Annotated in this window: 25 protein-coding genes; 16 read left to right on the forward strand and 9 right to left on the reverse strand. The window is 66.0% G+C overall.

What is annotated here, in order from left to right; translation table 11 throughout:
- The first annotated feature begins 102 nt into the window (after positions 1 to 102).
- From B215_RS0109650 to rpsI, 10 genes are all read left to right on the forward strand, one after another.
- The gene (locus tag B215_RS0109650; RefSeq protein WP_019369444.1) at positions 103 to 825 is read left to right on the forward strand and encodes an RBBP9/YdeN family alpha/beta hydrolase; all 723 of its coding nucleotides are present in this window, start codon (positions 103 to 105) and stop codon (positions 823 to 825) included.
- A 331-nt stretch (positions 826 to 1,156) separates the two neighbouring features.
- Positions 1,157 to 1,504 (forward strand): MerC domain-containing protein, encoded by a 348-nt coding sequence (locus tag B215_RS0109655; protein WP_019369445.1) that lies wholly within the window; start codon positions 1,157 to 1,159, stop codon positions 1,502 to 1,504.
- A gap of 64 nt (positions 1,505 to 1,568) precedes the next feature.
- Positions 1,569 to 2,033, forward strand: coding sequence for a Fur family transcriptional regulator (locus B215_RS0109660; RefSeq protein WP_019369446.1), 465 nt, complete (start codon positions 1,569 to 1,571; stop codon positions 2,031 to 2,033).
- A gap of 51 nt (positions 2,034 to 2,084) precedes the next feature.
- On the forward strand, positions 2,085 to 4,010 hold the full coding sequence (dxs, locus tag B215_RS0109665; protein ID WP_019369447.1) for a 1-deoxy-D-xylulose-5-phosphate synthase: 1,926 nt from the start codon (positions 2,085 to 2,087) through the stop codon (positions 4,008 to 4,010).
- A gap of 87 nt (positions 4,011 to 4,097) precedes the next feature.
- Positions 4,098 to 4,469, forward strand: coding sequence for a plasmid mobilization protein (locus tag B215_RS0109670; protein ID WP_019369448.1), 372 nt, complete (start codon positions 4,098 to 4,100; stop codon positions 4,467 to 4,469).
- Positions 4,466 to 4,690 (forward strand): hypothetical protein, encoded by a 225-nt coding sequence (locus tag B215_RS21320; RefSeq protein ID WP_152997790.1) that lies wholly within the window; start codon positions 4,466 to 4,468, stop codon positions 4,688 to 4,690. The genes B215_RS0109670 and B215_RS21320 overlap by 4 nt, the downstream gene beginning before the upstream one ends.
- A gap of 42 nt (positions 4,691 to 4,732) precedes the next feature.
- A complete protein-coding gene (locus B215_RS0109680) occupies positions 4,733 to 5,761 on the forward strand; it encodes a COX15/CtaA family protein (protein WP_019369450.1) in 1,029 nt (342 codons plus the stop codon).
- Positions 5,758 to 6,072 carry a divalent-cation tolerance protein CutA gene (gene cutA, locus B215_RS0109685; RefSeq protein ID WP_019369451.1) on the forward strand — a complete coding sequence of 105 codons (315 nt, stop codon included), beginning with the start codon at positions 5,758 to 5,760 and terminating at the stop codon, positions 6,070 to 6,072. Before B215_RS0109680 ends, cutA begins: the two co-directional genes overlap by 4 nt.
- 136 nt (positions 6,073 to 6,208) lie before the next feature.
- Positions 6,209 to 6,688: a 50S ribosomal protein L13 gene (gene rplM / locus B215_RS0109690; RefSeq protein WP_019369452.1), complete on the forward strand. Its 480-nt coding sequence runs from the start codon at positions 6,209 to 6,211 to the stop codon at positions 6,686 to 6,688.
- Complete coding sequence (gene rpsI, locus B215_RS0109695) at positions 6,688 to 7,257, forward strand: 30S ribosomal protein S9 (protein ID WP_019369453.1); 570 nt, start codon at positions 6,688 to 6,690, stop codon at positions 7,255 to 7,257. The genes rplM and rpsI overlap by 1 nt, the downstream gene beginning before the upstream one ends.
- Positions 7,258 to 7,321: 64 nt before the next feature.
- Here rpsI and B215_RS0109700 read toward each other — a convergent pair whose 3' ends face one another.
- The 6 genes from B215_RS0109700 to B215_RS0109725 all read right to left on the reverse strand — a co-directional run bounded on the left by B215_RS0109700 (position 7,322) and on the right by B215_RS0109725 (position 14,045).
- On the reverse strand, positions 7,322 to 8,068 hold the full coding sequence (locus tag B215_RS0109700) for a metallophosphoesterase family protein (protein ID WP_019369454.1): 747 nt from the start codon (positions 8,066 to 8,068) through the stop codon (positions 7,322 to 7,324).
- Entirely contained in the window at positions 8,065 to 8,907 is an 843-nt protein-coding gene (locus B215_RS0109705) for a diacylglycerol/lipid kinase family protein (protein WP_019369455.1), read from the reverse strand. The genes B215_RS0109700 and B215_RS0109705 overlap by 4 nt, the downstream gene beginning before the upstream one ends.
- A 63-nt stretch (positions 8,908 to 8,970) precedes the next feature.
- Positions 8,971 to 9,744, reverse strand: coding sequence for an enoyl-CoA hydratase-related protein (locus tag B215_RS0109710; protein ID WP_019369456.1), 774 nt, complete (start codon positions 9,742 to 9,744; stop codon positions 8,971 to 8,973).
- Positions 9,745 to 9,832: 88 nt separating this feature from the next.
- Entirely contained in the window at positions 9,833 to 11,053 is a 1,221-nt protein-coding gene (locus B215_RS0109715) for an NAD(P)/FAD-dependent oxidoreductase (protein ID WP_026009133.1), read from the reverse strand.
- Positions 11,054 to 11,232: 179 nt separating this feature from the next.
- A complete protein-coding gene (locus B215_RS0109720; RefSeq protein WP_019369458.1) occupies positions 11,233 to 12,681 on the reverse strand; it encodes an alginate export family protein in 1,449 nt (482 codons plus the stop codon).
- A gap of 11 nt (positions 12,682 to 12,692) precedes the next feature.
- Positions 12,693 to 14,045, reverse strand: a complete 1,353-nt coding sequence (locus B215_RS0109725) for a dicarboxylate/amino acid:cation symporter (protein ID WP_019369459.1) — start codon at positions 14,043 to 14,045, stop codon at positions 12,693 to 12,695.
- A gap of 222 nt (positions 14,046 to 14,267) precedes the next feature.
- Between B215_RS0109725 and B215_RS0109730 the strand changes: the two genes are divergently transcribed.
- Together B215_RS0109730 and B215_RS0109735 are read left to right on the forward strand one after the other, a co-directional pair.
- Complete coding sequence (locus B215_RS0109730) at positions 14,268 to 15,953, forward strand: sensor histidine kinase (RefSeq protein WP_019369460.1); 1,686 nt, start codon at positions 14,268 to 14,270, stop codon at positions 15,951 to 15,953.
- Entirely contained in the window at positions 15,950 to 17,218 is a 1,269-nt protein-coding gene (locus B215_RS0109735) for a sigma-54-dependent transcriptional regulator (RefSeq protein WP_019369461.1), read from the forward strand. The genes B215_RS0109730 and B215_RS0109735 overlap by 4 nt, the downstream gene beginning before the upstream one ends.
- Before the next feature lie 64 nt (positions 17,219 to 17,282).
- Here B215_RS0109735 and B215_RS0109740 read toward each other — a convergent pair whose 3' ends face one another.
- On the reverse strand, positions 17,283 to 17,693 hold the full coding sequence (locus B215_RS0109740) for a glycine zipper 2TM domain-containing protein (protein ID WP_019369462.1): 411 nt from the start codon (positions 17,691 to 17,693) through the stop codon (positions 17,283 to 17,285).
- 394 nt (positions 17,694 to 18,087) lie between these two features.
- On the opposite strand from B215_RS0109740, the gene B215_RS0109745 reads away from it, so the two are divergent.
- Together B215_RS0109745 and cysS are read left to right on the forward strand one after the other, a co-directional pair.
- Positions 18,088 to 18,378: a hypothetical protein gene (locus B215_RS0109745; protein WP_019369463.1), complete on the forward strand. Its 291-nt coding sequence runs from the start codon at positions 18,088 to 18,090 to the stop codon at positions 18,376 to 18,378.
- A 48-nt stretch (positions 18,379 to 18,426) separates the two neighbouring features.
- Positions 18,427 to 19,863 carry a cysteine--tRNA ligase gene (gene cysS / locus B215_RS0109750; RefSeq protein WP_152997789.1) on the forward strand — a complete coding sequence of 479 codons (1,437 nt, stop codon included), beginning with the start codon at positions 18,427 to 18,429 and terminating at the stop codon, positions 19,861 to 19,863.
- 9 nt (positions 19,864 to 19,872) lie between these two features.
- Here the strand turns inward: cysS and B215_RS0109755 are convergent, their stop codons facing one another.
- Positions 19,873 to 21,195, reverse strand: a complete 1,323-nt coding sequence (locus B215_RS0109755; protein ID WP_050990163.1) for an MFS transporter — start codon at positions 21,193 to 21,195, stop codon at positions 19,873 to 19,875.
- Between the two features lie 475 nt (positions 21,196 to 21,670).
- On the opposite strand from B215_RS0109755, the gene B215_RS0109765 reads away from it, so the two are divergent.
- Complete coding sequence (locus tag B215_RS0109765; protein ID WP_019369466.1) at positions 21,671 to 22,864, forward strand: aromatic ring-hydroxylating oxygenase subunit alpha; 1,194 nt, start codon at positions 21,671 to 21,673, stop codon at positions 22,862 to 22,864.
- A 27-nt stretch (positions 22,865 to 22,891) separates the two neighbouring features.
- Positions 22,892 to 23,023 (forward strand): hypothetical protein, encoded by a 132-nt coding sequence (locus B215_RS21995; protein WP_269083837.1) that lies wholly within the window; start codon positions 22,892 to 22,894, stop codon positions 23,021 to 23,023.
- Here the strand turns inward: B215_RS21995 and B215_RS0109775 are convergent.
- On the reverse strand, positions 23,020 to 23,457 hold the full coding sequence (locus B215_RS0109775) for a response regulator (protein WP_019369467.1): 438 nt from the start codon (positions 23,455 to 23,457) through the stop codon (positions 23,020 to 23,022). The two genes, B215_RS21995 and B215_RS0109775, sit on opposite strands and share 4 nt — an antisense overlap.
- Positions 23,458 to 23,523: the final 66 nt, after the last annotated feature.

A 23,523-nucleotide genomic window follows, 5' to 3' on the forward strand; every position in this document is an offset into this window, starting at 1 on the left:
CCCCGGCGCAACTGCTCCTCCACTGGTCGCACCTGTATTGCCTATCAGAACAGTGGGAATTATGTCGGAGGTCCGGCCAGTCCCTCCCGAGGAGAGGATAACATGACGATCTTTTCGCCGCTCGATGATCGCTCGCCGATCATCCTTACCGTACCCGGCCTCGGCGGCTCCGGTCCGTCGCACTGGCAGACGCTGTGGGAGCAATCGCGGCCCGACACCCGCCGAGTCGAACTGGGCATGTGGGATACGCCGCATCGCAATGCGTGGGTGACCAAGCTCGACCAGGCAATCCGGGGTGCGCAGGCGCCGGTAGTGCTCGCCGCGCACAGCCTGGGATGTCTGGCGGTGGCCTGGTGGGCTGCGCTCGCGGGCCAGACCTTCGGCACGCCAGTTGCCGGCGCATTGCTGGTCGCGCCGGCTGATGTTGATCGCGATGCCGCCCCTGCGGAACTGCACGCTTTCCGCCCGACGCCTACTTCGCCTTTGCCCTTTCCCTCGATCGTCGTGGCCAGTAGCGACGATCCCTGGATCGCGGCCGATCGCGCGGCCGATCTGGCGCGCCGCTGGGGCAGCCTGTTCATTGATGCCGGGCCGCAGGGGCACCTCAACGCCGCGAGCGGGATCGGCTGGTGGGAAGACGGCCAGGCGTTGCTCGATCGCGTGCTCGACGTCGCTTCGGAGCGGACCGGCGGCGTCCGAACCGCCGCAGAGGCCCGCTCTCTGCTGGCGATTCACGCCACTGACGCTGCACAGGCCCATTATCTTGGCCGTCCGCAACGATTGAAAGCCGAAAATCCGACGAAATCATTCGAAGCCCGCTGGTAACATTCGAGGAGATAATCTATAGTAATGTGCATGGGCATGGCCGGGTGACGTACCCTAGAGCGACACCCGGCCTACCCTTTCGCGCTGCACTATACTGCGCCGAAGCGATGTGACGCACCGCGCATCCGTGCTTGCATATTTTGCAACTACCTTCTGTGCCGCAAACCCATCCATTGGCGCACAGCTTTGTCTGCAAAGACGCTCGCGCTGTGGCGATGAACGCCGGCCGTGCAATCGCAAACAAATTACGCGATGATATGTTGTACCTTCGCCCAGGGGTGTCTATATGCCGCCCATGTCGCTGACTCCCCCCATCGCTCATCGCGCCGCAATGGACGGGACCCTGGATCGGATTGCGATCGGGATCAGCGGGTTGTGCGTGATCCATTGTGTCGCGACGACGGTGCTGCTCACGCTGCTTTCCTCGGCCGGCGCGCTCCTCGATCCGCATATCCATGAAGTTGGTCTGGCGCTCGCTATTGCGGTGGGCGTGTTCGGATTGGGCCGCGGTATCCTCCACCATGGCATGATGGCGCCGGCGGTCATCGGATCCTTTGGCTTGGGCATCATGGCCGGCGCGCTGTCGCTGCCGCATGGCGGGTTCGAAACCTTCTGGACGCTCGTCGGCGTGTCGTTGGTAGCGCTGGGTCACGAGCTGAATCGCCGTGCGGGCTGCTGAACCCTCGCTGTTCGCGCAAACCCCGCCGCTTGCCGGAGATAGGCACAGGCCTTAAATCCAGTTCATGTCCGCGCATCATCATAATCATCACGAGCATCACGGCTCAGCCTTGACCAAAGCCGCCCAGACTCGTCTGGAACAGGCTGGCGAACAGTGGACGGCGATGCGCGAGCGCGTGTTCGAGGCGCTGGCAGGCTTCGACAAGCCCGCCTCGGCCTATGACATCGCCGAAGCGGTCTCCAAGGCCGAAGGGCGCCGGGTCGCGGCCAACAGCGTGTATCGCATCCTCGACCTCTTCGTCGGGTCGAACCTCGCGCGGCGGGTGGAAAGTGCCAATGCCTATGTCGCGAATGCCCATCCGGAATGCCTGCACGATTGTATTTTCCTCGTGTGCGATAGCTGCGGCCAGACCACCCATATCGACGATGACAGCATCACCAAGAATGTTCGTTCTGCCGCCGAACATGCCGGATTTTCACCCGTGCGCCCGGTGATCGAGGTGCGCGGCAAGTGCGGCAAGTGCGACTGACCTGCCCATTTGACCGTTCGACTTGGGCGTAACACTGCGCTAACAAACACCATGGCTGACCTACCCAAGACGCCGCTGCTCGACACGATCGACACGCCGCAGGACCTCCGGAAGCTCGCGCCTGCCCAGCTTCGCCAGCTGGCAGATGAACTTCGAACCGAAACCATCAGCGCTGTGGGTACCACAGGGGGCCATCTCGGCTCCGGCCTCGGCGTGGTCGAGCTGACCGTGGCGATCCACTATGTGTTCGACACGCCCGACGATCGCCTGATCTGGGATGTCGGCCACCAATGCTATCCGCACAAGATACTCACCGGACGACGCGATCGGATCCGCACAATCCGCCAGGGCGGCGGCCTCTCGGGCTTCACCAAGCGCAGCGAGAGCGAATATGATCCGTTCGGCGCCGCGCACTCGTCGACCTCGATCTCTGCCGCACTCGGCTTCGCTATCGCCAACAAGCTGAACGAGGCGCCCGGCAAGGCGATCGCGGTGATCGGCGACGGCGCGATGAGCGCCGGCATGGCCTATGAGGCGATGAACAACGCCGAGGCCGCCGGCAATCGTCTGGTCGTGATCCTCAATGACAACGACATGTCGATCGCGCCGCCGGTGGGCGGGCTTTCGGCTTATCTTGCGCGCCTCATTTCCTCTTCCGAATATATGGGCCTGCGCAGCCTGGCCCGCCGGGTGACGCAGAAAGTGTCGCGCCGCCTCACCGCCGCCGCCGGCAAGGCGGAGGAATTCGCCCGCGGCATGGCGACGGGTGGCACGTTGTTCGAGGAACTTGGCTTTTATTATGTCGGCCCGATCGACGGCCATAACCTCGAACATCTGATCCCGGTGCTCGAAAATGTTCGCGATGCCGAGCACGGCCCGATCCTCGTCCATGTCGTCACCAAGAAGGGCAAGGGCTATGCCCCGGCCGAGAAGGCGGCGGACAAGTATCACGGCGTCCAGAAGTTCGACGTGATCACCGGCGCCCAGGCCAAGGCTCCGCCAGGACCGCCCGCCTATACCAAGGTCTTCGCCGACGCACTGATCGCCGAGGGCGAACGCGATCCCGCCGTGTGTGCGATCACCGCGGCAATGCCTTCGGGCACCGGCCTCGACAAGTTCCAGGCGATGTTCCCTACACGCACCTTCGACGTGGGCATCGCTGAGCAGCACGCCGTCACTTTCGCGGCGGGGCTTGCGGCACAAGGGATGCGGCCGTTCTGTGCGATCTATTCCACCTTCCTGCAGCGCGCCTATGATCAGGTTGTGCACGATGTGGCGATCCAGAACCTGCCGGTCCGCTTTGCGATCGATCGGGCCGGGCTGGTAGGGGCCGACGGCGCGACACATGCGGGCAGCTTCGACGTGACCTATCTCGCCAGCCTGCCCAATTTCGTGGTGATGGCGGCGGCGGACGAAGTCGAACTCGTCCACATGACCCACACCGCCGCAATGCACGATAGTGGCCCGATCGCGCTGCGCTACCCGCGCGGCAACGGCGTCGGCCTGGAGCTGCCCAAGGTTCCCGAACGGCTGGCGATCGGCAAGGGCCGCGTGGTGCGAGAGGGCAAGAAGGTGGCTATCCTGTCGCTCGGCACCCGCCTTGCGGAAGCACTCAAGGCCGCCGACACGCTCGATGCGAAGGGTCTGTCCACAACCGTGGCCGATCTGCGCTTTGCCAAGCCGCTTGACGAAGAACTGATCCGCCGCCTGCTCACCACCCACGAAGTGGCGGTGACGATTGAGGAAGGCGCCATCGGCGGCCTCGGCGCGCATGTGCTGACGCTCGCCAGCGACACTGGCCTGATCGACGCGGGCCTCAAGCTGCGCACCATGCGCCTGCCGGACGTGTTCCAGGACCAGGACAAGCCCGAGAAGCAGTATGACGAGGCGGGGCTGAACGCCGCGCATATCGTCGACACGGTGCTCAAGGCGCTCCGCTACAACGAGGCCGAACTGGCCGACGGCGTGCGGGCGTAAGGAATTCCAAGATCCTCCCCGACACGGGGAGGATCTTGGGTTGATCCCACCTTGCACCTTCAACATGCACATGCCATGTACATGCACATGGCCACGCAGCTTCCAGAGACTCGCTCCAGCCGTGTCGTCGTGCTGGTATCGCCCGAGGAAAAGCGGCGCATTTCCGCCAATGCGGAAGCGGCGGACATGACGGTCAGCGACTTCATGCGCACCGCTGCCGAACGCTATACCGAACCCACCGACGCCGAGATGGCGCTGATGCGCGACCTGCTTGCCCAGCTCGAACAGGCCAATGCCCGCACGGACGCGGCCTTCGCCCAACTTGAAGCCGCGCGCACTGCCGCCGCGCAGTTCGACGAGGACGCCTATCGCGCCGAAGTTCGCGAGCAGCTGCTGGCCGACTCATCGATCAATTGGGACGCACTCTCCGCCGCACTGTCGGGCTGGGCGCGCCAGTGAGCTTCTGGACCGACGCGTTACGCGCCCTGCAGCAGGTTGCGCTCCTCCAGCACAAGGTCGAGCAGGCCTTGGCCACCGCCGACGAAGCCCGCCGCCACTCGATTGAGACGCGCGAGCGAGTGATCCGCCTGGAGACGCTGATCGACATCGCGATGAAGCGTCAGCCCGCGGCACCGCCGGCGCTCCCGGCCCTTCCCGAAAGTCCACAAGCCGGCAGCTAGCGCCCGCTTCCCCGAGCGCGTACATCGCGGTACGTGCTGAAAATGAACCTGCGCCCTCTCACCGCCCGCCCCCGTGCTCTCGCGCACTGGCTGTTCGTCGTCGCCGCGATGATCGTCGCAATGGTCGTGGTCGGGGGCATCACCCGCCTGACCGAATCCGGCCTGTCGATCACCGAATGGAAGCCGATCTCAGGCATCGTGCCCCCGCTGAACGACGCGCAGTGGCAGGCCGAGTTCGAGCATTACAAACAGATCGGCCAGTATCAGCAGCTCAATCAGGGCATGACGCTCGCCGGCTTCAAGGCAATTTTCTTCTGGGAGTATGTCCACCGCCTGCTGGGCCGGCTGATCGGCATGGCGTTCGCGCTGCCGCTGCTGTGGTTCTGGGTCCGTAAGCAGATCCCGCAGGGCTATGGCTGGCGCTTGGTCGCGCTGCTGGCGCTGGGCGGGCTGCAGGGCGCGTTCGGCTGGTGGATGGTCAAGTCCGGGCTCAACCACACCCGCACCTCGGTCAGCCATTTCTGGCTGGCGACCCATTTGATGACCGCGCTGTTTACGCTCGGCGGCATCGTCTGGACGATGCTCGATCTGCGCGCGCTCGCCGCCAACCATGCCGCGCGCCCGGCACGGCTGACCGGGCTCGGCGCGAGCGTGCTGGTGCTGCTCGCGATCCAGCTCTTCTACGGCGCACTGGTCGCCGGACTCGATGCCGGGCTGGTCACCAATCAGTGGCCGCTGATGAACGACCGCTTCTTTCCCGGAGTTAGCCAGCTGGGTGAGAGTCCGCTCCATGCGGCGCTCTACGACCCCGCCATTGTCCACTTCATCCATCGCTGGTGGGCCTGGGTTGCCGTCGTGGGGCTGATCGTCCTCGCCCGCAAGGCACGCGCCGCCGGAGATCGCCGCGCTTCGATCGCGATCCATTCGGCATTCGGCATCCAGATCCTGCTCGGGATTGCCACGGTGATGACCGGCGTGAACCTCCACCTCGCCGCCACCCACCAGCTGGTCGGTGCGCTGCTGGTCTGCGCCACCGTATGGGGCGTCCACGCCATCGGCCGCGCCCGGTGAGCGACACCGCCCTGCTCTACGTCACCTTCGCCAGCCGCGCCGATGCAGAGCGGGTGGCGGAGACGATGCTGGCGGAGCGGCTCGCCGCCTGCGTCAACATCCTCGCGCCGTGCACCTCGATCTATCGGTGGCAGGGCGGCATCGAGCGCGGCGAGGAAGTGCCCGCGCTGTTCAAGACCCGCCCCGCCCTAGCACTGCGCCTGCGCGAGCGGATCGCGGCACTCCACGACTATGACCTGCCGGTCATCGAACAGTGGCCGGTGGAAGCGGGCAATGTCGTCGCCCGCTGGATCGCCGACGAGACGCGCTGAACCTACAGGTATCATTTTACCCGTCAGCAAACCCACGCATTTCTTGACTTTCACGCCCCTTATCGTCATTGGGGCATCGAACGCGCTGCCGGGGACGGTGGCGCGTCTGCATTTCCTACGTGAAAGGTCACAGGCCATGAAGGCGCTGATGAAGACCACCAAGTCGGCCAAGCCGGCCGAGGTGGAGAAGAAGTGGCACATCGTCGACGCCGAAGGGCTCGTCGTCGGTCGTGCAGCGGTGGTGATCGCGAACGTCCTGCGCGGCAAGCACAAGACCAGCTTCACCCCGCACGTCGACTGCGGTGACAATGTCATCGTGATCAACGCGGACAAGATCCGTTTCACCGGCAAGAAGCTCGGCCAGAAGGTGTACTACAAGCACACCGGCTATGCGGGCGGCATCAAGGGCATCACCGCCGCCAAGGTTCTCGAGGGCCGCTTCCCGGAGCGCGTTCTGGAGAAGGCCGTAGAGCGCATGATCCCGCGCGGCCCGCTCGGCCGCCAGCAGATGCGCAACCTGCGCATCTTCGCCGGTTCGGAGCATCCGCATGAAGCTCAGAACCCCGAGGTTCTCGACATCGCCGGCATGAGCCGCAAGAACAAGGTGGGTGCATAATGTCTGACAACCGCCAGTCGCTTTCCGACCTGGGCGCAGCGCTGGGCCAGCAGCCCGCCGCGCCGACCGAAGGCCAGACCGCAGCTCCGGCTGCTGCCGCCGCTGCCGACGCCTATCTCGCCGGCCAGATCGACGAGCCGGCCGCCCCGACCACGCCGCTGCGCGCGCAGGAGCTGGACCAGTATGGCCGCGCCTATGCCACCGGCCGTCGTAAGGACGCCGTGGCCCGCGTGTGGCTGAAGCCGGGCACCGGCAAGATCACGATCAACGGTCGTGACCAGGAAATTTATTTCGCGCGTCCCACGCTGCGTCTCGTCATCAACCAGCCGTTCGGTGTCGCCGAGCGTGAGGGCCAGTATGACGTGATCTGCACCGTCAAGGGCGGTGGTCTGTCGGGCCAGGCCGGTGCCGTGAAGCACGGCATCTCGCAGGCGCTGACCAAGTATGAGCCGGTGCTGCGCGCGCCGGTGAAGAAGGCCGGCTTCCTCACCCGCGACAGCCGTGCCGTCGAGCGTAAGAAGTACGGCAAGGCGAAGGCCCGCCGCAGCTTCCAGTTCTCGAAGCGCTAAGCGTCTCGGCTTCGGCCAGGGAACTAGGGGCGGTCCGGCAACGGGCCGCCCTTTTTCGTTCACTTCACAGCGCGACGCTGGGTTCGCCCAGGAAGCGGGCACGCGTCGAAAAGCTGGCTCCGTCCACCGTGATCTCGTTGAACGACGGGGGCTTTTCCCGGGTGCGTTCGGACAGCGTACCGGCGCCGATCAGCCGCACGACTCGGTCGCGCATCCGATGTTCGATGTCGAAGGGATCATGGACGTGCCCGGTCAGCACGGCGTGGGCACCCGCCTGCGACAAGGCGGCCAGCGCCTCCGCGCCGTTGCGCGTACGGGAGGTGCCGCGCGTCCCCGCCTCGATCAGCGGATGATGGGCGGCAACGAAGATCAAGTCGCCTTCCGGTACCGCCTCCGCCAGCGCCAACGATTTCTGCAACGCCCGTGTGCTGACATGGCCCTTGGACCAGTTGGTGCGGAACTGGAACCGTGCCGTCGTCTTCAGCGGCACCACCGATACACCGCGCACGTCGAGCGGCCGTTCGATCACGCGCTCCAGCGTCCGATAGCGGCGATATGGCGTGGTGAGCCTTGCGAGCGGGTTGAAATAGGGAAGGTCATGGTTCCCCACCTCCACCGTCATAGGAACGCCCAGCCCCTCCAGCCATTCGGAAGCCGCGGCGAATTCGTGCGATCGCGCCCGCATGGTAAGGTCCCCGGTCATGATGATGGCCGCAGGCCGCTCCTCGCGCACCTTGGCCTCGAACCAGTCGAGCGCCGCCTGGTCCTCCCGCCCGAAATGGATATCGCTGACGTGGAACAAGCGAGTCATGCGGCGATCGCCTCCGTTCGCGTGGCAAGAAAGGTTTCCAGGCTACGTCCCGCGCGAATGCGCGTGCCGCTGTCGAGCGTCACCGGTTCACCATCGAACAGCGCCAGGACGGGGCGGGTTTCGCGCACGCCCAGGTGCTCGGTCTTGCGTTCCACCACCGCCTGGGCGGCGACCCAGTCGCCGGTCATCCACTCCCAGCCGAGTTCGACGATCGATCGCCAATCGCGCGCATCCACCGCGGCGACCTCCAGCCCTTCCAGTGTAGGACTGACGAACACCGCCTGATAGCGGTCCCGCATCCCGGCCACACCCTCGATGCGGACACCCCGGCGATGGAAGGTGTTCCGCCAGGCACCGCGCACGGCGGCGATCAGCCGCCCCAGCCTGCCGCTCCGCACCGCCTCGCGCGCGCGGAACCAGGTCGCGGCAGGCCCCAGGATTAGCCCGACGAACGCTCGATGCTCACCCGCGATGACATAGGGCAGCGCCACCCGCCGATCGCATCCATGTGCGGCGTGGATAATCTTGTGCGGATCGGTTTCATCGTGGAGCGCCTTGGCAAGCAGGTTCATCGTCCCGCCCGGCAGGATCAGGAAGGCGCCCTCCCATTCGGCAAGCGCCCGCAGCGCCGCGTTGATCGTGCCATCGCCTGCGAACAGCACCACGGTATCCACGCCCGCAGCATCGAGCGCGGCCCCTTCAGGCAGCGCGTCGGCTGGAAAGCGGGTGCGGCCCGCCAGAGTCAGGCCACGCTCCTCGAACACCGCTTCCAGTGCATCGCATTTCGCCTGGGAAGTGGTGCCCGAATTCGGATTGGTGATGAACCAGAGAGTCTTCATGTGCGCTCGGAACGCTTGAAAACGGATTTCGTCGCGCCGTTCCGAGGCAAAGGCCGCCGCCTGCTAGCGGCCCTGGAACATCGGACTGCGCTTCGCAAGAAACGCAGCGATGGCTTCGCGGCAGTCCTCGGTCTTGGAAGCGATGCTCTGGTGCGCCGCTTCGATCTCCATCGTCTCCGCCAGCGTGCCCGTCAGTGCCGCTGCCACCTGCTTGCGGATCAGGCCCAATGCCACGGTGGGCATCGCGGCCAGCTTGGCGGCCAGGCCCTGTGCTGATTCGAGCAGCGCGACATCGTCCATCACGCGCGTGATCAGCCCGGCGGCCAGTGCCTCATCGGCAGGCAACCGTTCGCCGAGCAGGGCCATTTCCAGAAGCTTGGCCCGCCCCGCCGCCTTGCCGATCAACCAGGTCGCGCCCGCATCCGGCACTAGCCCGATATTCGCGAAGGCGAGCAGCAGATAGGCGGATCGCGCCATCACCACGATGTCTGCGGCTAGCGCGATCGATGCGCCTGCACCGGCCGCTGCGCCGTTCACCGCCGCCACGATCGGGATCGGCAGGTCCGCCATCGTCTGGATCACAGGATGGTAATGCTGGCGCAGCGATTCGCCCGAATCGCGCATGCCGACGCTGGCGACCAAATCCGCGCCGGCGCAGAACGCGCGCCCCTCTCCGGTAAGCAGGATCGCACGCGCCCCCTCGTCGGCCGCTTGCCGTAGCGTCTCCGCCAGCAGGTCCAGCATGTCCGGCGTCAGCGCGTTCAACCGATCGGGGCGATTCAGCCGAACAATGGCGACATCGCCATTCCTGGAAAGCAGCACCGATGCGTCCGACATCCTCGTTTCTCCCATTTTCTGGAAATGGGATGCCTCGCCCTCTACCGCCACGCAACTCCATCGATGCGGCAGCGCGGAGGCAGCGGTCTCAAAGCTCTTTCAGCACCACCGCCGGATCGGCCAGCTGCGCCGGGTCCGCCACGATCCCCTCGGTCACCAGGCGGCGGCCTTGAACATAATCTCGGGTGGCGTTGACGCAATCGAGCGCGATCACCCGCCCGCCACGCAGATAGAGCACCGAAAAGGATCGCGCGGCCGGATCACCGCGGATCACCGTCGCATCATGGCCGATCGAAAGGCCCACGGTCTGCAGCTTCAGGTCATATTGGTTCGACCAGAACCACGGCACCGCGTCATAGTGCGCGTCGTGGCCGGTGAGCAGCTTGGCCACGACGTTCGCTTGGTCGTTCGCATTCTGCACGGATTCGAGGCGGATCTCCGCGCCGTCTGCGTAGCGGTTCACATGCAAGGCGCAGTCGCCGATCGCGAACACGTCGGGAAGGCTGGTGCGGCATTGGGCGTCGACCCGCACGCCATTGCCCCCGTCCGCGCCCGCCTCCAGCAGCGGCGCGACTTCCGGAACAATGCCGATACCGACGATCACCAGATCCGCCGGCAGCGTTTCGCCATTTGCGAGGCGTACGCCGCAGACGCGGCCGTCCTGACCGTCGAGGCAGTCGACCAGCGCCCCCATTCGAAGCTCCACGCCATGAGCGCGATGCTCCGCTTCGTAGAAGCTGGATAGCGACGCGCCGGCCACGCGGGCAAGCACACGGTCCATTGCCTCCAGAACGACGACATGCTTGCCCTGCTTGGTCAGCGCCGCAGCCGCCTCCAGCCCGATATAACCGCCGCCGATCACCACCACATGTTGGGCTGCCGAAAGCTCGGCGAGCAGCTGGTCCACATCCCGGCGCGTGCGGACGGCATGGACGCCGACAAGGTCGTGGCCGCTGCAGGAAAGCCGGCGCGGGCTGCCGCCGGCAGCCCAGACCAGATTGCCATAGCCGATCTCGCGCCCCTCAGCGTCCCGCACGGTCTTCGCTGCTGGGTCGACGGCGACGATACGCCGGCCCGGAACCATGGTTATGGCGCGCTCCGCCCAGAAGGCGGCCGGACGGATCAAAATGCGTTCGAAGCTCTTCTCGCCTGCCAGATAATCCTTGGAAAGCGGCGGCCGTTCATAGGGAAGTTCGGCTTCCTCGCCGACCATCGCCAGCGTGCCCGTAAACCCAGCCTGGCGCAGCGCGATCGCGCATTGGGCACCGGCATGGCCACTGCCGACGATCAGCACATCAAAACGTTCCAAGTCAGTCCCCTCCCGTACCTCAGTCTATATTGCTATGCACCATAGCAATATAGACTTGGCCGGCAAGTCGACCGGCCGATCCGGCGACCCCCGCCGTTTGAACCGCCTAGACCGTCTTATTCTGCCGGTCGACTCCTCCGGGATCGATCCGGATGAAAGCCGGCTGCGCCCTACGGAGGTCAGAACCGGAAGCTCAACCAACCTGCGACGAAGTCCGAATTGGAATAGCCCGCGTTGCGCAGGCCCGGACCCGCCATGAGATGTTCGTACCGGCCGGTGAAGGATAGTCTCGGCGTAATCGCCCACACCGCCTGCAGGCGGGCGACGTCCGCGGTATGGGCTCCGCGGACATTCTGCGTTCCTGGAAAAGGCTGGCCGCTCGCCCGATAGACGGCGTCGTGCACGTTCGCCCGCCAGGCACGTTGATATTCGGTGCTCAGCCGCAGCTTGGGCGTAGGCGAGAAGGCAAAGGTCGGCGCCACTGCCACCAGGTTGCTGGGGGTCAGGAACAGGCCGTAGCTGTAGTAGATGTTGTTGCCGAACGGGGCATAGGCGTTGCGCAGTTTGCCATCGCCATAGCCACCGCCGCCGCTCGCATAATCGGTGTGGAAGCCGATCCGTGGGGCTGTCTTGCCGCTCCCCAGTCGGACATTTTGCGCAAAAAAGGCGTGCCAGGCGTCAATCCGCTGGTCGAGGAAATGGCCCCATTGATGGTTGACGGACCAGTCGAGGGAGATGGGGCCTGCCTCGCCCCAGAAGTGCGTGCCAAGATAATAGCGGGTCGCCGGACCGATCCTGCCGCCCCAGGTGCCGACCTTGTTGCGTCGACGCCAGAAAAATGGGTCGAAATAGAGCTTGGCGTTACCGGTCAGCGCCTTGGGCACGACGAAACCCAGCGTCACGCCGGAGAAGCGACGCGCCGGATCGATCACGTCGTCATCGGCGCCCAGGTCGCCATATTGGGTCGGCTTCAGGTCGAACAGATCGACGCGCATCGTGTTCGATCGCGCCCATAACCGCAGACCGTTCAGCGTGTAGCGGATGGTGTTGTTGTCCCGTTGCGACACGAGCAGATTTGGCCCGTCGACGAACTCTTGGCGGCCATAGCGCGCGCCGATCGCGATGCCGCCCACCTCCCCCTTTGCTTCGGCGAACAGCTGCTGCACGGCGATGCGGTTGCGCAGCGTCGCAGCGGGCGCGCCGAGCTCGACCCCGGTGATGCCGCCATGCGCGATCTCGCCATAGACGCGCAGATGCTCGCCGATATGCAGGTCCGCGCCGCCGAACAGCCGGACGATGTCCTGCCGTTGGGCGCGGACCTCGCGCAAATTGGGATTGGTGGTGTGGTTCACCCGCAGCCGCGCCTCGCCCGAAAGCGTCACATAGACATCGCCGCCGGGCGTGAGCTTCACGCATTTCAAGGCGTCGATGGGATCGTCGCGCTTGGCGGGATCGCACATCGCGCGCCAATCCTCCGCCCAGCGCGACAGGTTGTAGCCGCCATTTGTTGCGCCGTCCCCGGCGGCCGCGGCGGGATAGGCGGCACCCTTGTCGATCGTCTGGGCGGCGGCGGGGATCGCCAGGGCGAGCGCGGGGGTGGCGCCCAGGGCGCGAAGCAGAAACTGCATGGAGGCGCTCTTTACTCGGCCGGTACGGCGTCGGCGGGGAGCTGGTCGACGCGCGTCGCGGTGCCGCGGAGCGCCGCATCGAGCGCGGTGCGGTCCAGACGGCCTTCCCAGCGCGACACGACCACCGTCGCCACGGCATTACCGATGAAGTTGGTCAGGCTGCGGCATTCGGACATGAATCGGTCGACCCCCAGGATCAGCGCCATCCCGGCGAGCGGCACGCTGGGCACGATCGACAGCGTCGCCGCCAGCGTGATGAAGCCGGCCCCGGTCACCCCGGCCGCCCCCTTGGAAGACAGCATCGCCACGCCGAGCAGCAGCAGCTGCTGCCCGATCGACAGATCCACCCCGGTTGCCTGCGCGATGAACAAGGCGGCAAGCGTCATGTAGATGTTGGTGCCATCTAGGTTGAAGGAATAGCCGGTCGGCACCACCAGCCCGACGATCGTCTTGGGGCAGCCCGCCCGCTCCATCTTTTCGATCAGCGAGGGCAGCGCGCTTTCCGACGAAGACGTGCCGAGCACCAGCAGCAGCTCGGCCTTCAGATAGCCGATCAGCCGGAAAATCGAGAAGCCGGCGAGCGCAGACACGGTGCCGAGCACCACCACCACGAACAGCGCCGAGGTCAGGTAGAAGGTGCCGACCAGCATGGCGAGGTTGGCGAGCGTCCCGACGCCGTACTTGCCCACGGTGAACGCCATGGCGCCGAACGCACCGATGGGCGCCGCCTTCATCAGGATCGCGACGACCTTGAACATCGCCAGCGATACATCCTCCAGCGCGCCAACGATCCGCTCGCCGCGATCGCCGATCAGGGCCAGGCCGATGCCGAACAGGATCGCGACGAACAGCGTCTGCAGGATGTTGCCGCCGGTCATTGCCGACAGGAAGGTGTCGGGGATGATGCCCAGCATGAAGCCGACAAGCGTGCTTTCATGCGCCTTGGCGGCATAGTCCGCTACCTTGCCCGCATCGAGCGAGGCGGGATCGATGTTGAGCCCGGCACCCGGCCGCACGACATTGGCCACTACCATGCCGACGACGAGCGCCAGGGTGGAAAAGAACAGGAAATAGGCGAACGCCTTCGCCGCCACCCGCCCCACCGCCGCCAGATCGCGCATGCCCGCAATGCCGGTCACGATCGTCAGGAAGATCACCGGCGCGATGATCATCTTCACCAGCTTGATGAATGCATCGCCCAGGGGCTTCAGCGCCTCGCCGGTGCCCGGCGCATAATGGCCGACCAGCACGCCGGCCACGATCGCGATCAGTACCCAGACATAGAGGTGCCGATACCAGGCACGCCGCTCGGGCAGCGGGGAATCGCCAGATGCGGCTGGGGGATCGACAGCGATACGTACCATGATGTCCTCTCCGTTCGCCCCGGTGCTTGCCGATAGGCTGGATCGCGCAAGCTTGCCCTCTCCATCGGCGCGGACGAAGCCCTACCACGTCCCCATTTTTCTATCTCTTTATCAAATACTTAGAGGGATTTCGCACCAAATGCTGCGTCAGAAATGACACAAGCCCCAAGGCCCGATGTGCAAGAACTTGCACATTGTGGAGCGGCGTCGGATAGCCGGGACGTGAAGAAGGGCGAATCAACTTCGGGCTGGCGCTTCTGGACGATCGCGGCGCTTATCGGCGCGGTGCTGGCGCTGGCCGCGGGGTGGCTCAGTGGCGAACGGGCGCGCGAAAGCCTGGTCGCGGGCACCCGCACCGGCGCCCAGCTCCGCGCCGCGTTGCTCGACAGCGAGATTGCGCGCTTCCGGCTGCTGCCCCTGGCGCTGAGCGATGATCGCGACGTCGTCGCCGCGCTGGCGGGCGGCCCCGCACGGCCGCTGAACGAGAAGCTGGAACGGCTGGCGCGAACCACCGGCGCCGCCGCCATCTACCTAATCGCGCCGGGCGGTCGCACGCTGGCGGCCAGCAACTGGCGCTCGCCGCAAAGCTTCGTCGGATCGGATTACCGCTTTCGCCGCTACTTCCGCGAAGCGAGCAGCAAGGGCGAAGCGCGGCAGTTCGCGCTCGGCACCGTCAGCCGTCATTCTGGCCTGTACCTCGCGCGGCGCACGGCCGCATCGGGGGTGATCGTGGTCAAGCTGGAGTTCGACTCGGTCGAATCCGCCTGGCAGCGCGCCGGCGGCGCCACCTATGTGGAGGATCCGGCCGGACTGGTACTGGTGGCGAGCAAGCCCGAGTGGCGCTTCGCGGTAGCCCGGCCGATCCTTCCCGCCACGCTTGCTTGGCTTCGCAGGGAGGCCGCCCTGCCCGCCTCCTCGGCGCCGCTCCTGCTGCCGCCGGTCGGGCATGACCAGGTCGCGGCGGCGGTAGCGACAGCGCAGCCCGGCTGGCGCCTTTCGCTGCGTCGGCCGATTGGCCCTGCCGTGCGTGCCGCGCAGCGCACCGCGGCGCTGAGCACGCTGATGGGCGTGCTGGCTCTCGCCGCGCTGGTCTGGAGCCTGCGCCAGCGCGCGACGCTCGCCCGCCGTCGTACTGCCGAGCTGGAAGCGGCCGTCGCGGAACGGACGGCGGCGCTGCGGCGCGAGATCGAAGAGCGCACCCAGCTGGAAGCCCGCGCCGCCGAACTGCGCGAAGGGCTCCGCCAGGCCAATCGCCTCGCCACGCTCGGCCAGGTCACTGCGAGCGTCGCCCACGAAACCGCTCAGCCGGTCGCCGCCATCCGCACCTATGCAGAAACCAGCGTGACGCTGCTAGAGCGCGGTGCGGTCGATCTGGTACGCGACAATCTCGATACGATCCGCCGCCTGAGCGACCGCATCGGCACGGTGACCGCGCAGCTGCGCGGCTTTTCCCGCCGACGTCCGGGCGAGATCCGCGCCTTGCCGCTGGCCGAGGCCGTCGACGGCGCGCTGCTGATCCTGAAGGAGCAATTGCGTCCGATCCGGCTGGAACGATCGCCGTTCGATCCGAACCTGCTGGTGCTGGGCGGCCGGGTGCGCCTGGAGCAAGTGTTTGTAAACCTGCTGCAGAACGCCGTCGAGGCACTGGCTGGCCAGCCCGATCCCGCAATCACGCTGTCCGTGCTGCCGGCCGAGAACGATGTCGTAGTCCGCATCTGTGATAATGGCCCGGGCATCGCGCCCGAAATCGCAGCCCGCCTGTTCACGCCCTTCGCCACGAGCCGCAGCACCGGCCTCGGCCTGGGGCTGGTGATCGCGAGCGACATCATGACCGATCTCGGCGGTTCGCTGCGCTGGATGCCCGACATGCCGGGCGCCTGCTTCGAGCTTGCGTTGCGCCGCGCATGAGCGTGCCGGTCGCTCTGGTAGACGACGATGCCGATCTCCGCGCGGCGTTGACGCAATTGCTCGTGTTGGCCGGTCACACTGTCCTGCCCTTCCCAGATGCGGCCGCCGCGCTGGCAGCGATAGATGCCGATTTTGCCGGCGTCGTCGTCAGCGACGTGCGGATGCCGGGCATGTCGGGCGTCGACTTCTTCCACCGGCTGCGCGCCGTGGATCCCGAACTCCCCGTGATCCTGATGACCGGGCATGGCGATGTCGCCATGGCTGTGGAAGCGATCAAGGCCGGTGCCTGGGATTTCCTGACCAAGCCTTTCGCCGGCGAAGCGCTGGCGGCGGCGCTGCAGCGCGCCGGCACCGCGCGCACCCTGGCGCTGGAGAACCGCAGGCTGCGGGCTGCCGCCGGCGAGGCGGATGTTGCACTGATCGGCGAATCACCCGCGATCCGCCGGCTGCGTGAGATGATTCCGCTGCTGGCGGATGCAGCGCTCGATCTGACCGTGGAGGGGGCGACCGGCACCGGCAAGGAACTATACGCCAGGCTGGTGCACCGCGCCGGCCGCCGCGGCCGCCACCGGTTCCAGTTGTTCGATTGCGCGATGGCGCCGCCTACGATCGTCGACCGCGAGCTCTTCGCGCGCGGCGGCATCCTCGCCCGCGCCGACCGAGGTACGCTGTTCCTCGACAATCTCCACCTCGCCGAACCCGCGCTCCAGCATCGGCTCGCCCAGTTCGCCGAGACGCGGACGGTCGCAACCGATCAACGCGATCCCGATCCCGTCGACGTACGGATCATCGCGACGATCGCCGAGGGCGCCGCGTCGGCGGTGCCACCGTCGCTGTACCATCGCCTGGCGGGCGTCCCGCTGCGGATGCCGGCTCTGGCCGAGCGACGCGAGGACGTGCCGCTGCTGTTCGCCCATTTTGCCGTTCAGGCGGCAGAGCGGCATCGCCGGCCGGCCCCGGCGCTATCGGCAGCGGCGCACGCGGCGGCGGAGCGGGACTGGCCAGGGAACGTCCGCGAACTGGAGCTGGCAGCGGAGCGGTTCGTGCTGGGGCTCGACATGACGTCTGATACAGGAGCAGCAGAGGGGCAGGCAACGCTGCCCGAGCGGCTGGAGGCGTTCGAGCGCGCTGCGATCCTGGACGCCATCGCTGTCGCGCAGGGCGAAATCAACGTCGCGATCGCCGCGCTCGGCCTGCCGCGCAAGACCTTCTACTATCGCGTGAAGCGGCTGGGGATCGATCTGCGCAGCGCGCGGGGGCGATAGGCGAGCATGCGAAAAGGCGCCCGCTGCCCCGTGCAGCGAGCGCCCTTTGCGTCAGGCCAGGCAATCAGCGGCCGCCGCGGCAATCGCCGCCGTCCACCGCGCGTCCGGCCAGCGCGCCAACGCCTGCACCGATGATGGTACCGGTGCCGCTGCGGCGATAGGAGCTGCCGCGGCCAATTTCGCCGCCGAGCAGGCCGCCGGCGATCGCACCTAGGATCGTGCCGGTGGTGCCGTCGCTGCAGCGCTGGCGATAGTTGCGGTCGCGATAGGCATAGCGCGGACCGTCGCCACGATAGTCGCGGTACTGACGATAATCGCGCACGTCCCGATATTCGCGGTAATCGCCACGATAATCACGGTCGTAGCGGCTATAGCCGTCGCGATAGCCATAATCTTGGGCAGCTGCCGGAACCGCGGCAACCGTTCCGGAAATCAGCGTGGCTACCATGGTGGCGCCGATCAGAAACTTCTTCATCTTCTCGTCTCCTCGCGGGGCGCTTGTGCCGCCGTCTGAAGCCTGATTCGCATATTTCAGATGTTGCGAGCCTGAATGCGCTCGTTAGCTCGCGTTCATCCCAGCGCGGGGCCGTTGCGGAACCAGAAGGTTTCGACATCGTTCCGCTTTCAACAGGAGGAATTCCGCCCATGCACGATTTCGGTATCCGGCGCGCGTTGGAGAGCGTTCGCCTGGTCTATCGCCCGCGCGAGACGAATCTTTGCCCAGGCTGCGGCCAGTCGCACTGGATGATAGGGCGGATGACCGCAGAGTGCGCCCATTGCGGCACCGCGCTGCCGCTGCACGCCGGTGCCTCGGGGGGACACAGCGCCCTTAGCAGTCGCGCTGCCAATGGCAGCTCCCCGCTGGCCGCATGACGAGTATCGCCTCCACCACGCCGATCGAGCGGATTGCGCGCGTGATCGCCGCCGAAATGCTCAGCCCAAATGCGGAAGGTTCCGGCGACCTCGGTCGACCGGTGAGCGAGGTCGTCGACACGATCTGGCCGCGCGAAACCGAGCGTGCTCTTGCGGTCCTGCGCACCCTGCGCGAGCCCACGCCCACGATGATCCGGGCCGGGGAAGCAGCTGGCACCGACCCGGCGCACATCTGGAGCGCGATGGTGAACGCCGCGATCGCCGAACGCCCAGCTACCGACGGCTGAGCATTCCAGCGGTTTGTTCGGGCCGCAGCTTTCGCTATGGGCAGTGGCATGCATGATGCCCCGCTCACCCTGTACAACTCGCTTTCCCGTTCGCTCGAGCCGTTCCGGCCGCTGGATCCTGAAAAGGGCGTGCGCGTCTATTCGTGCGGGCCGACGGTGTACAACTATGCCCATCTCGGCAATTTGCGCGCTTATGTGTTCACCGACACGCTGAGCCGGGTGCTGCGGTGGAAGGGCTATCCGCTCACCCATGTCATCAACATCACCGATGTCGGCCATCTGACGTCGGATGCCGATGCGGGCGATGACAAGATGGAAGCGGCCGCGCGCGCCCAGGCCAAGAGCATCTGGGACATTGCCGCGCATTACACCGCGGCGTTCAAGCAGAATATCCGCGATCTCAACATCGACGAGCCATCGCGCTGGTCGGTAGCTACCGATCATATCCAGCAGATGATCGCCTTTGCGGAGAAGATCGCGCCGCAGCATTGCTACGAGCTGGAGTCGGGCCTTTATTTCGACGTCTCGACCGTGCCGGAATATGGCCGCCTCGCGGGCGCGGCCGATGATGCGGCGGAAGGGCGAATCGACCCGGTGGATGGCAAGCGCCACCCGCAGGATTTTGCGATCTGGCGCAAATCGCCCCCGGGCGAGCAACGCCAAATGGAGTGGGAGTCGCCCTGGGGGCGGGGTGCGCCGGGCTGGCATCTCGAATGCTCGGTGATGAGCATCCAGTACCTGGGTGCTCCGTTCGACATCCACACTGGCGGCATCGATCATCGCGAGATCCACCATCCGAACGAAATCGCGCAGAACCAGGCCTATTGCGGCTGCGGCGACAGCGGCGCGAAATTCTGGATGCACAACAACTTCCTCGTCGATCGCAGTGGGAAGATGTCGAAGTCGAAGGGCGGCTTCACCACGTTGCAGTCGCTGATCGATGCGGGCGTGCATCCCCTCGCCTACCGCCTGCTGTGCCTCCAGGCGCAGTATCGCAGCGAGCTGGAGTTCTCCGCCGACAATGTGGCGGCGGCACTCACGCGCCTGAAGCGGCTGGTGATGACGGTGACGGCGCTGAAGGCACGGGCCGACGGCGAGGGAACGGTGCCGGCGGCATGGCTCGAGCGGTTGGACGCGGCGGTTTCGGACGATCTCAACACTCCCAAGGCACTACCGGTGCTTGACGAAATGTTGGCGGACAAGCGCACCTCGCCGGCCGATCGGCTGGCCGCGCTGGCCGAGTTCGACAAGGTGCTGGGCCTGCGGCTGACCGATCTGACGCGCGAGGAACTGCGCGTACGGCCCAAGGGCGCGACGATCACGCCCGAAGAGATTGGCGACCTGCTGGTCGAGCGCAAGGAAGCGCGGGTGGTGAAGGATTTCCAGCGATCGGACCGGATACGCGACGAGCTGATGGCAGCGGGGATCGACGTGATGGACGGGGATCCGCTGGGGTGGGACTGGAAGCCTGCGCTGCAGGGCTGAGCCGTACGCTCAGCCCTCCTGCCCCGCGCTCCCGATCGAGCGATCGACCAGCCCGGTGCGCATCATCCACCAATAGAGCGCAACGCCGGGCAGCGCGATCAGGGTGGTGAACAGGTAGAAGTCGATATAGCCCATCGCCTTGATCAGGCTGCCCGCCGTCGTGCCGGTGACGAACCGGCCGACGATGCTGGCCCCGGCGGAGATCAGGGCGTATTGCGCGGCGGTGAAGCGCAGGTCGGTGAGCGCCGAGAAATAGGCGATCACCACGACACCGCCGATGCCGCTGGCGATGTTCTCGAAACCGATCGCCGCGGCCATGCCGATATTCGAATGCCCCGCAGCCGCGAGCCCGGCAAAGCTCAGGTTCGAAACCGCCATCAGCACCAGACTGAGCATCACCGATCGCTTCATCCCCATGCGGGCATAGAGCATGCCCCCGAGGAAGATGCCGAGCATATAGGCGAGAAAGCCCAGCGAGACGTCGTAAAAGGCGATCTCGTCGTTGCTGAATCCCAGATCGTTGAACAACAGGCGGAAGGTCAGGTTGGCTAGCGTGTCACCGATCTTGTGCACCACGATGAACAGCAGCACGATCAGCGCGCCTTCGCGGGCGAAGAACTGGACGAACGGCCTCCAGATCGCAGCGGCGACGGTGGCGATGCTGCGCCGTTCGGCCGGCTCGCGGCGGCGTTCGGGTTCGCCGACGATCAGGCCGGTGAGGATCGCCGGCAGCGCGAACACGGCGCAAGCGCCATAGCCGAGCGCCCACCCTGAGCGTCCCGCGACGACCAGCGCGATCGCCCCCGCCGCGACCGATCCGATCCGCCATCCATATTGCGACATGCCAGATCCGTAGCCGAGTTCATGCGGCTGCAGCACTTCGATGCGGTACCCATCGATCACAACATCATAACTGGCGCCCGCCCCGCCCATCAACACCGCCGCGGTCACGGTGGGCCAGATATTCGCTGGGTCCGGTACCACCAGCGCCAGGTTAATTGTCGCTGCAACCACCAGGGCACCGGCAACGATCAGCCAGGAGACGCGCTGCCCCAGCCGGCCGAGCAACGGGATCGGCACACTATCGACGATCCACGCCCATAGGAACTTGAAGTTGTACACCAGGATGGCGAGCGTGAAGGCCGTTACGGTAGACTTGTCGATCCCGGTCTGCGCCAGCCGCGTGGTAAGCGTCGCGCCGATCATGGCGAAGGGGAAGCCGGAGGAGACACCGAGCGCGAAGGATGCCAGCGGGCCCTTTGCGAAATAGGGCTGCACCCCGTCCGGCAGTTCGCTGCGCCAGTCCGCAGGCGCAGCCTTCCGGGCAAGCACGAACGCCGCGATCAACGCCGCCAGCGCCGCCGCGGCGCCCCAGCCAAGCGACAGCGTCGCGCCCTTGAGCGTCTTGGGCGGCGACAGCACGGGAAACAGCGTCGCAAGCACCAGCACGACAGCCCCCACGGCGCTGCCCGCCATCAACAGGCTCGCGCCCGCTCTACCGCGCAATGCCAGACTCAATCCCAAGGCGAGCGCGATTGCGAGCAGGCCGAGTATGAACGTCATTGAAGGCGGAAGCGCCGCGGCTCCGTTGCTCGACCCGGCGACGAAAGCATAGCCGGCCACTGGCGAGGCACCGCCGCCGGGCAGCAGCATGTATGCCCAGGGCGCCAGCAGCAGGAGCAGCGCGGCGGTAACCATCAGCTGGGCGAGCGGGATCAGCGGCGTTCCCCCGCCGGGGCGAAGATTTGGTGCTTGTTCGTTGGCCATTCGGGGAGGAAACTAGCCGAAAATTCGGGAGAGGATAGCCATGAACGCACCTACCGAAGGTCAACGCGCGCTGGCCGCAGCGCTGACCAGGGGCGTCGACGCCGATCGCGCGCCGATCACTCATGTGAAGGCCAGCGCCTACACCTCCCTTGAGCGCTTCACGGCGGAACAGGCCGCCATCTTCCAGCGCGCGCCACTGGTGTTGGCGCCATCTGCATTGCTGCCCAACCCGGGCTCGGCGATCCCGCACGACGGGTTTGGCAAGCCGCTGCTGCTCACGCGCGACGCGCAGGGCGTCGCACGGGTGTTTCTCAACGTCTGCCAGCATCGCGGCACCCGACTGGTGGAAGGATGCGAGACAGTAAAGGCGAATCGCCTCGTCTGTCCCTATCATGCCTGGAGCTACACGCTGGACGGCCGCCTCGCCGGTCTGCCGCGCGCCGATGCGTTCCCGGAGCTTAACCGGGCAGACTATGCGCTGCGCCCGCTGCCCACGCACGAAGCAGGTGGCCTGATCTGGTTCGCCTTCGACGCTGCGGCGGATTTCGCCCATGCCGACGCCTTGGCGCAGGACTTCGCCGCGTTCGACCTTGCCGGCCAGTATTGCTTTCGCCGCCGCATGCATCGTGTGGCCGCCAACTGGAAGCTGGTGATGGATGCGTTTCTGGAAAGCTATCATATCCAGCGGCTTCACGCCGAAACCATCGCAGGGTTCTTCCACGACGGTGTCTCGGCCGCCGATCGGATCGGCCCGCATCAGCGCTCCGCCGTCGGCCGAACCGCGAGCCTTGCCGAACTCGCGGCGCAGGACTGGCCTACACTGCGAGGGGCGATAACCTATACCTATCAGATGTTTCCCGGAGCGGTGCTGGCGGTGAGCCCCGACTATATAAACCTGATGGTGCTGATGCCGCAGGCGGTCGACCAGGTGCTGGTTGAGAACTTCATGCTGATCCCCGCGCCGCCCGCAAGCGAGAAAGCGCGGGACCATTGGGAGCGAAGTTGGCACTTGCTCGACGAGGGCGTATTCGCGGGCGAGGATTTCCGTGCGTGCGAACTCGGCCAGCAGGGCCTCGCCGCAGGCGCGGTCGAGCACGTCACGCTCGGCAGTCTCGAACAAGGGGTGCGGCACTTCCACGACGTGGTCGAAGCCTGGCTCACTCGCGCCGACGCGTCGGAAAAAAGCGCCGTATTCCCTTTCCGGCAGGCTGCCGTTCAGAATTCGGCGCTATAGTCGGGTCATCGAGAAAAGGAGTATCCCATGCCCCGTTCCACTAGCCGCAGCATCGCCCGCCCCCAGCCGGCTTCGCCTTCGGAAGCGGTCGCGCGGCTGGCCGTGCTCGCATCGGTCTTCGCGTGGGCGGGCGTAGTCGTGGAGTTGTTCCTCCACTAACCGCTCGGATCGAGGAACAGACTGAAGCTGTGCGGCAGTCGTTTGGGTGCCGCGCCGCCGCTCAACACCGAGTCGATCGCGTCTATCGCCGCTAGCAGATCGCGCTGAGGATAGGGTTTGCCCAGACAGCCGGCGGCAAGCGCCCGTGCGTCCGCCGGGCAATTGCCGGTCACGAACAGCACTGGCAGCCCTCGCGCATAAGCGGCCCGTGCCACCTCCACGCCGCTTCCATCGGAAAGGCGGATGTCTGCAAGCACCAGATCGAGCGGCGCTCCCGCCTCCACGATCCGAGTCGCGTCGACGACTGAATCCACCGTGGCGACGATGGTGAAGCCCGACTCGCGGAGGAAATGCTCGGTATCGAACGCCACTAACGGCTCGTCCTCCACCACGAGCAGGTGTTCGATCCGCCGCTTTTTCCTCCCGAACAACATTCGTTCCGGCCCCAAATCAAAGTCTTGCCCGTGCGCCTAACGCGCAACTTACCTTCGCGCACCGTA

It is taken from the genome of Sphingomonas sp. ATCC 31555 (genome assembly GCF_000282895.1).
Taxonomy (GTDB): Bacteria; Pseudomonadota; Alphaproteobacteria; order Sphingomonadales; family Sphingomonadaceae; genus Sphingomonas.